The following is a 12,229-nucleotide window of genomic DNA, read 5'->3' as shown; positions in this document are numbered from 1 at the left end:
AGATGCAATTAGAAAGTGAGCAGTTAGTGGCGGGTTTGAATCCGGAACAAAAAAGAGCGGTTGAAACAACGGAAGGTCCGCTTTTGATTATGGCGGGAGCCGGAAGTGGGAAGACACGGGTTTTGACGCACCGGATTGCTTATTTGATTAAGGAAAGAGGCGTGAACCCGTATAATATTTTGGCGATTACGTTTACGAATAAAGCGGCGCGGGAAATGAAAGCAAGGATTGTTGGCTTGCTTGGTGGTGTTGCGGAATCGATTTGGATTTCGACGTTTCACTCGATGTGCGTGCGGATTTTGCGGCGGGATATCGACCGGATTGGTTATGAACGAAACTTTACGATTTTGGATAGCGGCGATCAGCTTTCGGTGATTAAAGGTATTTTGAAGGATAAGAATATTGATGCGAAAAAGTTTGAGCCGCGCGGCATTCTAGCTTCGATCAGTAATGCCAAAAATGAACTGATGACGGCAAAAGAGTACAAGAAGGAAGCAAGTGGCTATTACGACAATATGGTGGCCGAGGTTTATGAGGCTTATGAAAAGAAACTGAAGAAAAATCAAGCGCTTGATTTTGATGACTTGATCATGGTGACGATTCAGCTCTTTGAACGGGTACCAGAAGTGCTTGATTATTATGGACGTAAGTTTCAGTATATTCATGTGGATGAGTATCAAGATACGAACCACGCGCAATATTTGCTTGTGAAGATGCTTGCTGAGCGGCTTCAAAACATTTGCGTGGTGGGGGATTCGGATCAGTCGATTTATGGTTGGCGTGGTGCGGACATTTCGAATATTCTTTCGTTTGAAAAGGATTATCCGGATGCGAAAACGATTTTATTAGAGGAAAATTATCGTTCGACACAGCGGATTTTAGAAGCGGCTAACCGTGTGATTGAAAATAATGGCAACCGGAAGCCTAAAAAATTGTGGACGAAAAATCAAGAAGGTAAGAAGATCTTTTACCACAAAGCGTTAACGGAAAAAGAAGAGGCTTCGTATGTCGTTAGTAAGATTCAAGAGGAAGTGCAAAATGAATCTAGACCGCTGTCTGATTTTGCGGTGCTTTACCGGACCAATGCGCAGTCGCGGGTGATGGAAGAATTTTTCATGAAGTCAAGCATGGCGTATACGATGGTTGGCGGAACAAAGTTCTATGACCGAAAAGAAATTAAAGATATTTTAGCGTATTTGCGCTTGATTTCGAATAATGATGATGACATCAGTTTGACGCGAATTGTCAATGTACCAAAACGTGGTGTCGGCGCTGGATCGCTTGATAAGATTGCACAAACTGCTACGGCTTATGATTTAACTTATTTTGAAGTGCTTGAACGAATTGAACTTGCAGGGCTTTCTGCTAAAATTAGTAAACAATTAGTCGAGTTTTATGATCTTGTCAAAGGTTTTACGAAAATGCAAGATTATTTATCGGTGACGGAACTCGTTGAAGAGGTGCTCGAAAAAACGGGCTACCGGACGATGCTGAAAAATGAACGAACGATTGAAGCGCAAACGCGGCTTGAAAATATTGATGAGTTTATGTCGGTCACGCAAAACTTTGAAAAGGAAAGCGAAGATAAGTCACTGATCGCCTTTTTAACGGACTTAGCTCTTGTAGCAGATGTCGATCAGCTTGATAATGCGGAAGATGAAAATAGCGGTGCAGTAACACTGATGACGCTTCACTCGGCGAAAGGACTGGAGTTTCCAGTTGTCTTTTTAGTCGGGATGGAAGAAGGGATCTTCCCCCATTCTCGTGCGCTGTTTGAAGAAGACGAAATGGAAGAGGAAAGGCGACTAGCCTATGTGGGGATCACGCGTGCCGAAGAAGAATTATATTTAACGAGCGCTTATTCGCGGATGCTTTTTGGACGAAGCACGGCAAATGCGGAGTCGCGCTTTATCGGGGAAATCCCACAAGACTTGCTTGAACTGGGTCATGAAAATAAATTAAAAGAAATGCCATTTAAACGAACACCTGAGAGACGGACAACTTCTGTTTATAAGAGCTCTGGTGCGGCTAACCTTGGCTGGAATGTTGGGGATAAAGCGAAGCACAAGAAGTGGGGGACAGGAACGGTTGTTAGCGTGAAAGGCGAGGGAAGCAATATGGAGTTAGATATTGCTTTTGAAAGTCCAGTTGGTATTAAACGGCTGCTTGCTGAATTTGCGCCGATTGAAAAAGTCTAGTAAGAAATGGGTGGACCTTGAAAATGGATGAAAAAAAACGCTATGAAGATATCATTCGTATTTTGGATGAATATAGCTATGAGTATTATGTAATGGATAATCCGACGGTTGAGGATGCGGAATATGATAAGTTGATGCAGGAACTATTGCAGCTTGAAGCAAAGCACCCGGATTGGGTCACGAACGAGTCGCCTTCTCAGCGCGTTGGTGGCGAAGTTTTGGAAGGCTTTGAAAAAGTAGAGCACAAGATTCCTATGCTCAGCTTGGCGAATGCGTTTAACGAACAAGATTTGCTTGATTTTGACCGGCGGGTTCGTGAAAAAGTAGGAGAAGATCGGGAATATATGTGTGAGCTCAAAATTGATGGGCTCGCAGTTTCTCTTGAGTATGAAAATGGACATTACAAGCGCGGTGCGACGCGTGGTGATGGTTCTGTTGGGGAAGATATTACGGCTAACTTGCGCACGATTCGCTCGATTCCGATGAAGCTTAAAGAGCCTTTTTCCATCGAAGTGCGCGGCGAAGCGTATATGCCGAAGCGTTCTTTTGTGAAGTTAAATGAAAAACGAGAAGAAGACGGGCTTCCAGAATTTGCCAATCCTCGAAATGCAGCTGCTGGATCGCTTAGACAGCTGGATACTAAAATTGCAGCTTCGAGAAATTTGGATATTTTTCTTTACGCGGTAGCTGATTTTGGTGAGATGGGTGTCTTGCGTCATAGTGATGGGCTGGACAAGTTGGGTGAGCTAGGACTTAGAACAAACAAGGAACGCCGAGTATGCAAAACGATGGACGAGGTTTTTGCTTACATTGAGGAATGGACGCAAAAACGGGAGTCACTTGACTATGATATTGACGGTATTGTTATCAAACTAAATGACCTCGCTCAACAAGAAGAGATGGGAGCGCGTATCAAGACGCCGCGCTGGTCGATCGCTTATAAGTTTCCTGCAGAAGAAGCGGAAACGAAACTCGAAAAGATTGAGTTAAACGTTGGACGAACGGGAGTGGTGACCCCAACTGCTGTTTTAGATCCAGTGCAGCTTGCGGGGACAACGGTTAGCCGAGCTTCGCTTCATAACGAGGATTTGATTCATGAAAAAGATATTCGCGTGGGCGATACGGTCGTTGTGAAAAAAGCAGGCGACATCATCCCAGAAGTCATTCGAAGTATTCCGGAAAAACGAACGGGGAATGAAGTCACTTTCCATATGCCTGAAACTTGTCCCGCTTGCGGAAGTGAACTGGTTCGATTAGAGGAAGAAGTAGCTCTGCGTTGTATTAATCCAAAGTGTCCTGCTCAAATTAAAGAGGGATTGATTCACTTTGTTTCGCGGAATGCGATGAATATTGATGGACTCGGTGAAAAGGTTGTCGTGCAGCTGTTTTCTCATCAGTTGATTCACGACGTCGCAGATTTGTATTTCCTATCGAGGGAAAAACTGTTAGAATTAGAACGAATGGGAGAAAAATCTGTTTCGAATTTGCTTCAATCGATTGAAAATAGTAAATCGAATTCGCTGGAAAGGCTTTTGTTTGGGCTTGGGATTCGTCATGTGGGTGAAAAAGCTGCTCGAACGCTTGCATTAAAGTTTGAAACGATGGACGCGCTTCGTGCGGCTGATAAAGAAACGCTTACGGAAACGGCTGATATCGGTGAAAAGATGGCAGATAGCCTTGTGACTTATTTTGAAAATGAAGAAGTCCATGCCCTGCTTTCTGAACTTGAACGTGCTGGCGTCAATATGACTTATACGGGACCACGGCGAGAAGATATTCCAGAAGAAGATTTAGTATTCGCTGGGAAAACGGTTGTTTTAACTGGGAAATTGGAACAGATGACGCGAAATGATGCGAAGGCGCTAATTGAAAAACTTGGCGGCAATGTTTCAGGAAGTGTCAGCAAGAAAACAGATGTTGTTGTTGCAGGTAGTGATGCAGGTTCGAAGCTTACAAAAGCAGAGGAACTCGGCATTCCTGTCTGGTCGGAACTTGACCTTATGGAATACTTACCGGATGAGGGTGAAATTTAATCAATGAAAAAACTTTTAATAGTCATCGCAAGTTTACTGCTCGTTTTGGCAGGATGTGCGCCGAAGCTTTCTTCTGATGAAGAGGTTGTACAAAAAGGCGAAAAGAAAAAAAGCGAAACTGGTATTATGACCAAAAATCAGATTTCGTCTAATTATTACAAGACAGTGTTACCTTATAAAGCAAGTAAGTCACGTGGTCTTGTCGTTTCGAATATTTATTCGCGCTATGACATCAATCAATTGGAAACGGGCTTGATGCGGGTTTCACAAGAAGAATATTCCCCAGATGAATATCTTTTCCAAGAAGGTCAATATCTCGATAAAGAAACGCTTACTTCTTGGCTTGGTCGAAAAAGTGATAAGAATAAAGAAGGATTGAACCCTGTCGATAATGGCTTTGGGGATGATCGAAATCCGATTTATTTAGCGCATATTTTAGAACAAGATTATTTGAAACAAACGGATAAGGATAGTGTATCGCTTGGTGGGGTTTCGATCGCGCTTGCAATGAACTCGGTTGATTACTATCAAAAAGAAAAATACGGCGATACTTTTGAACAGGGAATTAGCGATTCTACTTTGCTTGAGCAAGGGAAAACGATGGCACAAGCCGTTTTAGAACGAATTCGTAAAACAAAAGGTCTTGAAAATGTTCCAGTTACGATTGCAATTTATAAGCAAGGGAAGCGTGATGCTGTAGCACCAGGCAATTATATGGCTTATGCAACGGCTGACGGCGCAAGCTTGTCGAATTTTAAAACGATCAAAGAAAAGAATTATGTCTTGCCTTCGACAGAGGCAAACAGCGATCATAAATCGGATAATGATAATTTCCTAAACTTCAAAGCTGATATCGAATCTTATTATCCAAACTTCACTGGCGTTGTTGGGCGTGCTCGCTATGAAAATGGTGAAATGGCTGAACTGGATGTTGATATTCCGCTGCAATTCTATGGACAAGCTGAAATTATTGGCTTCACGCAATATATTACAGACCTTGTTGGTAAGCATTTACCAGGCGGTGCAGATATTCAAGTCAATATCTCAACAACGGATGGTCCAGCGGCTCTTATTACGAGAAGTCCAAGTGATAAAGCGGCGACTGCACATATTTATGATTGATGGCATTAAAACTGGTTAGCGGGAGCGCTAACCAGTTTTTGTTTGTGAAGATTTACAATCCTTCTTGGCGTATTTATAGCAAGAGGAAATAATTTTAGTGTAACGCTTTCTTTTGTTTCTTGCCGTTTTTCGTATCGCAAGTGGGAGTAAGTTGTGATATAATTTTAGCATTGGTGGAAAAACTGGAAAAGGAGGATGACATCTTGACGAATATTTCTGAAGACACGGTTTTGAAGGTCGCAAATTTGGCGAAACTTGAAGTTTCTAATGAGGAAGCGGGGGCTTTTGCCACGCAGCTTGATAAAATCATTGAAATGGTTGAAAAACTAAATGAACTCGATACGCAAAACGTGGAACCAACTTCACATGCGATTGAAGTCTCGAATGTGTTGCGCGAAGATGTAGCGAAACCGGGATTGAAACGCGAAAAGGTTTTACGCAATGCTCCTGATACGCAAGACGGTATGTTTAAGGTACCGACTATTATTGAAGAATAAATTAATGAATGGATTCATTTAGGAGGGAATTTATTTTGGGATACTTTGATCATTCAGTGAAAAACTTACACGACTTGCTCGTGAAAAAAGAAATTTCCCCATTTGATCTGGTGAAAGAATCTTTTGACCGAATTGAAGCTGTCGAAGATAAAGTCGGCGCTTTTATTACTTTAAATAAAGAAACAGCTTTTGATGTTGCAGAGGAAATGGCTGACGCTGGAATTGATCCGAACAATATGCTCGCTGGTCTTCCGATCGGGATTAAAGACAATATTGTGACGAACAATTTGCGCACAACGGCGGCAAGTAAAATTTTATATAATTTTGATCCGATTTATGACGCGACAGTTATGCATAAATTGAAAGCGGCTCAAGCGATTAATATTGGGAAACTGAATATGGATGAATTCGCGATGGGTTCATCGACGGAAACTTCGTATTTCCATAAAACGTATAACCCGTGGGACCTTTCGAAAGTTCCTGGTGGCTCATCTGGTGGTAGCGCGGCTGCGGTTGCGGCTTCTGAAGTGTTATTCTCACTTGGATCGGATACGGGTGGCTCGATTCGTCAACCGGCTGCTTTTTGTGGGGTCGTTGGAATGAAGCCTACATATGGACGTGTTTCACGTTTTGGCTTGATTGCATTTGCTTCTTCGCTTGACCAAATTGGTCCGATTACGCGTACTGTTGAAGACAATGCCTATTTACTACAAGCAATTTCTGGCGTAGATGAGAATGACTCGACTTCGATTGATAAACCAGTTGAAGACTTTTCGAAGTATTTGACGGGTGATGTGAAAGGTCTTAGAATCGGTGTGCCAAAAGAGTATCTTGGCGACGGCGTTCAAGAAGGCGTGAAAAAAGCGGTGCTTGAAGCGCTTGAAACGTTTAAAAAATTGGGTGCAACGGTGGAAGAGGTTTCTTTGCCGCACTCTGAATATGGCGTTGCAAGTTACTACATTCTTGCATCCAGTGAAGCTTCCTCAAATCTTTCTCGCTTTGATGGTGTTCGTTATGGGTACCGTTCTGAAAAAGCAGAAACGCTTGATGAGCTTTATAAACTGACAAGATCTGAAGGTTTTGGCGATGAAGTGAAGCGCCGGATTATGCTTGGGACTTACTCGCTAAGTTCGGGTTACTACGATGCTTATTACAAGAAAGCGCAACAAGTTCGGACGCTAATTAAACAGGATTTTGAGAAGGTGTTCGCGGACTTTGATGTGATTATCGGCCCAAGTACGCCAACAACGGCATTTAATATTGATGGGATGATTCACGACCCGATCACGATGTATCAAAATGACTTATTGACGATTCCGATCAATTTGGCTGGCTTGCCAGCTATCTCTGTTCCATGCGGATTTAGCGAAGGTCTTCCTGTCGGCTTACAAATTATCGGTAATCACTTTGAGGAAGGTCGAATCTACAACGCGGCACACGCTTTTGAACAAGAAACGACTTTCCATAACGAAAAACCATCATTATAAAGGAGCGGTTGGAACATGAATTTTGAAACGGTAATTGGGCTTGAGGTCCACGTTGAACTGAAAACTGAATCGAAGATCTTTTCTTCTGCTCCTGCACATTTCGGGGCAGAACCGAATACGAATACGACGGTTGTAGACTTAGGGATGCCAGGAGTTCTTCCGGTTCTTAACAAGCGTGCTGTTGAATTTGGAATGAAAGCAGCAATGGCAATCAACTGTGAGATTGCCCGCCATACCAAATTTGACCGTAAAAACTATTTCTATCCAGATAATCCGAAAGCTTATCAAATTTCCCAATTTGATAAGCCAATCGGCGAACATGGCTGGATTGAAATTGAAGTAGGCGGCAAAACAAGAAAAATTGGGATTACGCGTCTTCACTTAGAGGAAGATGCTGGGAAAAATACGCATACGTCACACGGCTACTCGCTTGTGGATATTAATCGTCAAGGAACGCCACTTATTGAAATTGTTTCTGAACCGGATATTCGCTCGGCTGAGGAAGCGTATGCTTATCTTGAAAAATTGAAATCGATCATTCAATATACGGGTGTTTCTGATGTGAAGATGGAAGAAGGTTCGATGCGCTGTGACGCGAACATTTCGATTCGTCCAGTTGGGCAAGAGGAATTTGGCGTGAAAACAGAGCTTAAGAATTTGAACTCCTTTAACAACGTTCGTAAAGGCATTGAATATGAAGAAAAACGCCAAGCGGAAGTGCTAATGGCTGGTGGAATCATCGAGCAAGAAACGCGTCGCTTTGAAGAAGCAACTGGAAAAACAACGTTGATGCGTGTTAAAGAAGGTTCGGATGATTACCGTTACTTCCCAGAACCAGATCTTGTTGACTTGTATATCGATGAAGCTTGGATGGAACGCATTCGCAGTGAAATTCCTGAGCTGCCAGATAAACGTCGCGTACGTTATGTAGAAGAGCTTGGCTTGCCTGCTTATGATGCGATGGTTCTGACGCTTACAAAAGAAATGTCTGATTTCTTTGAAGCTGCCATCAAACTTGGAGCCGATGCGAAGCAAATCTCGAACTGGTTGATGGGTGAAGTTTCAGCATATTTGAATGCTGAACAAAAAGAGCTTCATGAAACAGGGCTTACACCGGAAAACCTTGCTGGAATGGTCAAGTTGATTGAAAATGGAACAATTTCTTCGAAGATCGCTAAAAAAGTCTTCCGTGAACTCGCTCAAAATGGTGGCGATGCTGAAGAAGTTGTGAAAGCGAAAGGACTTGTTCAAATTTCAGATGAAGGCGAGTTGCGTAAAATTATTTCGGGTATCCTGGATAATAACGCACAGTCGATTGAAGACTATAAGAACGGGAAAGATCGCGCTGTAGGTTTCCTTGTCGGTCAAGTGATGAAAGCGACAAAAGGGCAAGCGAATCCGCCGATGGTGAATAAGATCTTACTAGAAGAAATGAACAAACGTTAAACTGGAAGAAGGAGGCAACTAGCTTCCTTCTTTTTCTTTTTAAACCTGCTGTTTTTTGCTATAATGAAACTGTTGGTGTGAAGAAAATCGGCTGAATGAGCAATCGTATTTTTGTTTTGTAAGAGAGGATGAACTACATGGCGAAAAGAGCCCGTGTGATCTATAATCCGACATCTGGTCGGGAAATTATTAAAAAGAATTTAGCCAATGTGCTGATGATTTTGGAAGATGCTGGCTATGTGACTTCTGCGCATGCAACGACGCCTGAACCAGGAGATGCGGAGCGAGAAGCCAAACTTGCGGTTGCTGAACGATATGATTTAGTCGTTGCTGCAGGTGGAGATGGGACCATTAATGAAGTGATTAATGGTATTGCGGAACAAGATTACAGGCCCAAAGTAGGGATTATTCCGACGGGAACAACAAATGACTTTGCGCGTGCACTTCATGTTCCTCGCGATGTCATTAAAGCAACGCAACTAATTGCAAAAGGCGATTCAGTTGCGATGGATATTGGAAAGGCAAACGGCACCTACTTTATTAATATTGGCGGTGGTGGCCGGATTACGGAGCTAACTTATGATGTCCCAAGTAAACTAAAAACGATGCTTGGTCAGCTTGCATATTATTTAAAAGGAATTGAAATGTTACCTTCGATTAAAGCGACTAAAGTGCGGATTGAATATGACGAAGGAGTTTTTGAAGGAGAAGCGATGTGCTTCTTACTCGGATTAACCAATTCAATCGGGGGCTTCGAGAAAATAGCGCCTGATGCAAAGTTAGATGACGGTAAATTTTCGTTGATTATTTTGAAAAAAGTCAATTTACCTGAGTTTATTCGACTGGTTACGCTTGCCCTTCGCGGTGATCACATTAAGGAACCTAACGTGATTTATGTCAAATCGCAAAAAGTAGTGGTGACTTCTGAGCAAAAAATGTTAATTAATTTAGATGGAGAATTAGGTGGCGAAACGCCGATGGTCTTTGAAAATTTAAATCAACATATTGAGTTCTTTGCTGATGTAGAATCTATTCCTGCTGCGGACCTTGATCAAGATGAAAAAGCTAGTCTCTTATCTGAGTAATCTTCCTCTGGACTTTTTGTAAAGAAACAGGACTTATGACGGACAAGTCTAGTAAAATAGTTGTCTTTTTTGTCATATGTTTGTATTATTTCTGAAAAAGCATTATAATGGGGGAGTTCTAAGGTAAGGAAGTAGGTGTAAAAAGTTTTGAAAAAAACCAAACCGATAAAACGAATGCTAGGAGCTTCTTTTGCGGCACTTCTTTTAGGGGGGGCGGTTACATTTGCTTTTTGGCACGTCCAAGCTGGTGAAATCGAAAAAACGGCAACAAGTGAAGATTTAATTACAAGCAATAAAACTTGGGTGAATGCCAAGACAGAAATTCCACTTACAAACGATATCCACTTTGTGCCACAGAAAAAAGGCACATCGGTGAAAATTGTTGGTGATGGCGACTTGCAAATTGAAGTGGACGATGCGCAGTTGCTCAAACAAATGGCGGATGAAAATCCTGATTTTAAAGGAATGAAAAAATATCGGCTCCGAGTCGAGGCAGACCGTGTAGCGGATTATTTAAATAATGAACGTTATATTTTTCCAGTGGAGCACGGTTATAAAGGCTTGTCGAATTACCGAATTAAAGCTGGGGAAAGAAAAATCAAATCGGCAAACAAGTTGATTTCACTTACGAAAAAAAATACGAATCGAGCGGTAGAAACGACACTTCCAGTTGAGTATTCGGATGATCTTGCGAAGGATGCTGTTGATATTCTTAAAATGAATGTTTCTTCTGGAAAACTAATTTTGGATGACTCGTTTAGCTCGGGTTATAAAAAAATCGAAGCTCGTGCGAAGACTTTCCATTATAACTTTACGGTAGAAAAAAATTCTTTGCTTATTTTTAAAAGTGAAGAAGAGGTACAAATTGATGAACCGATTGGAATTGAATATGTGATGAAGTAGAAACAGGGCGAAATGTCCTGTTTTTTGATGCGGATTACGTTATAATATGGGAATGGAAAGATGAGGAAGGATGAAGTGCTTTGGAAATGGGCCAACTGAAGAAGAATCAGCTGCTGGATGTTTGGATTGAAGATTTGACGCACGATGGTAGTGGCGTTGCTAAAGTGGATGGTTATCCGCTGTTTATTCCTAATACGCTTGTTGGGGAACGTGCAGAGATTAAAGTTGTGAAGTTGAATAAGAAATTCGGATTTGGTCGGTTAATGGAGTTAAAGGAAGCAAGTAAGGACCGGGTGGAGCCACCTTGTCCGGTTTACGATAAATGCGGCGGCTGTCAGTTGCAACACTTATCTTATGCAGGTCAGCTTGAATTTAAACGCCATAGCGTAGAGCAAGTGATGCGCCGGATCGGTAAAATTGAAGCTTGCGTGAAGCCAGTGCTTGGGATGGCAAATCCGTTTCGCTACCGCAATAAGTCACAGGTTCCGGTTGGCACAATTGATGGGCGAATTGCGGCTGGATTTTATCAGAAACGCACTCATGATATTATTGATATGGATGCCTGTTTGATTCAAGATGAGCGGAGTGACGAGGCTGTTCGGGCGGTGCGCGATGTGATGGAACTTTTTCAAATTGAGCCATATGACGAAATTCGGCACAAAGGGTTCTTGCGCCACATCATGACGCGTGTCAGTCGCTCAACGAATGAACTGATGCTCGTTCTCATTACGCGGACGGAAGACTTTCCGTTTCTTGCAGAAGTGCTTGACGCTTTGAAAAAACGAATTGATGGGCTCGCTTCTGTGGTGCAAAATGTCAATCCGCATAAAACCAATGTGATTTTTGGGGAGAAAACGCGTGTGTTAGACGGAAAAGAACGGATCACGGACACGATTCACGGCATTCAATTTGCGATTTCGGCGAAAAGTTTTTATCAGGTAAACCCGGAGCAGACGGAAGTGTTATATGCGAAAGCGCTTGAAGCTGCAGGACTAACGGGGCAAGAAACGGTGATTGATGCTTATTGTGGTATTGGTTCGATTTCACTTTGTCTTGCCAAGCAAGCGAAAAAAGTTTATGGGGTTGAAATTGTTGACGCGGCGATTCAAGATGCGCGGCGCAATGCGGAACTGAATCAGCTAGATAATGCGGTATTTGAGACGGGGAAAGCGGAAGAAGTGATTCCGCGCTGGTATGAGGAAGGTATTAAAGCAGATGTGATCGTTGTGGATCCTCCTCGTAAAGGTTGCGATGAGAAGCTTCTTGAAACGATTCTTGCGATGAAGCCGAAGCGCGTTGTTTATGTTTCTTGTGAGCCGAGCACGCTTGCCCGTGATTTGCGAATTTTGGAAGACGGCGGTTATCAAGCGGGGAGTATTCAACCTGTTGATATGTTTCCGATGACGACACATATTGAAAATGTCGTGGCACTTGAACGTGTGGACCATTAAAAAGATT

At 42.5% G+C, this 12,229-nt stretch carries 9 protein-coding genes; all 9 read left to right on the top strand.

Annotation, left to right across the window (positions count from 1 at the left end; all coding sequences use genetic code 11):
* Positions 1 to 2: 2 nt before the first annotated feature.
* A complete protein-coding gene (gene pcrA, locus UR08_RS12810; RefSeq protein ID WP_115754067.1) occupies positions 3 to 2,198 on the top strand; it encodes a DNA helicase PcrA in 2,196 nt (731 codons plus the stop codon).
* A 23-nt stretch (positions 2,199 to 2,221) separates the two neighbouring features.
* On the top strand, positions 2,222 to 4,231 hold the full coding sequence (gene ligA, locus UR08_RS12805) for an NAD-dependent DNA ligase LigA (protein ID WP_115754066.1): 2,010 nt from the start codon (positions 2,222 to 2,224) through the stop codon (positions 4,229 to 4,231).
* 3 nt (positions 4,232 to 4,234) lie between these two features.
* On the top strand, positions 4,235 to 5,353 hold the full coding sequence (locus tag UR08_RS12800) for a CamS family sex pheromone protein (RefSeq protein WP_115754065.1): 1,119 nt from the start codon (positions 4,235 to 4,237) through the stop codon (positions 5,351 to 5,353).
* Between the two features lie 203 nt (positions 5,354 to 5,556).
* Positions 5,557 to 5,850, top strand: a complete 294-nt coding sequence (gatC, locus tag UR08_RS12795; RefSeq protein WP_115754064.1) for an Asp-tRNA(Asn)/Glu-tRNA(Gln) amidotransferase subunit GatC — start codon at positions 5,557 to 5,559, stop codon at positions 5,848 to 5,850.
* A 35-nt stretch (positions 5,851 to 5,885) separates the two neighbouring features.
* Complete coding sequence (gene gatA, locus UR08_RS12790; RefSeq protein WP_115754063.1) at positions 5,886 to 7,337, top strand: Asp-tRNA(Asn)/Glu-tRNA(Gln) amidotransferase subunit GatA; 1,452 nt, start codon at positions 5,886 to 5,888, stop codon at positions 7,335 to 7,337.
* A gap of 15 nt (positions 7,338 to 7,352) precedes the next feature.
* Positions 7,353 to 8,783: an Asp-tRNA(Asn)/Glu-tRNA(Gln) amidotransferase subunit GatB gene (gene gatB, locus UR08_RS12785; protein WP_115754062.1), complete on the top strand. Its 1,431-nt coding sequence runs from the start codon at positions 7,353 to 7,355 to the stop codon at positions 8,781 to 8,783.
* A gap of 137 nt (positions 8,784 to 8,920) precedes the next feature.
* Positions 8,921 to 9,868, top strand: coding sequence for a diacylglycerol kinase (locus UR08_RS12780; RefSeq protein ID WP_115754061.1), 948 nt, complete (start codon positions 8,921 to 8,923; stop codon positions 9,866 to 9,868).
* 147 nt (positions 9,869 to 10,015) lie between these two features.
* Positions 10,016 to 10,771, top strand: coding sequence for a hypothetical protein (locus UR08_RS12775; protein WP_115754060.1), 756 nt, complete (start codon positions 10,016 to 10,018; stop codon positions 10,769 to 10,771).
* An 80-nt stretch (positions 10,772 to 10,851) separates the two neighbouring features.
* Positions 10,852 to 12,222 (top strand): 23S rRNA (uracil(1939)-C(5))-methyltransferase RlmD, encoded by a 1,371-nt coding sequence (rlmD, locus tag UR08_RS12770; protein WP_115754059.1) that lies wholly within the window; start codon positions 10,852 to 10,854, stop codon positions 12,220 to 12,222.
* Positions 12,223 to 12,229: the final 7 nt, after the last annotated feature.

This window comes from Listeria kieliensis, assembly GCF_003369925.1.
Lineage (GTDB): Bacteria > Bacillota > Bacilli > Lactobacillales > Listeriaceae > Listeria > Listeria kieliensis_A.
This window is presented reverse-complemented; position numbering and strand designations above follow the sequence as displayed.

Bases quoted from the DNA above. Each gene is read 5' to 3' on its own strand.
- UR08_RS12800 (WP_115754065.1), top strand. From the start codon at position 4,235: ATGAAAAAACTTTTAATAGTCATCGCAAGTTTACTGCTCGTTTTGGCA.
- pcrA (WP_115754067.1), top strand. From the start codon at position 3: ATGCAATTAGAAAGTGAGCAGTTAGTGGCGGGTTTGAATCCGGAACAA.
- UR08_RS12780 (WP_115754061.1), top strand. From the start codon at position 8,921: ATGGCGAAAAGAGCCCGTGTGATCTATAATCCGACATCTGGTCGGGAA.
- ligA (WP_115754066.1), top strand. From the start codon at position 2,222: ATGGATGAAAAAAAACGCTATGAAGATATCATTCGTATTTTGGATGAA.
- gatB (WP_115754062.1), top strand. From the start codon at position 7,353: ATGAATTTTGAAACGGTAATTGGGCTTGAGGTCCACGTTGAACTGAAA.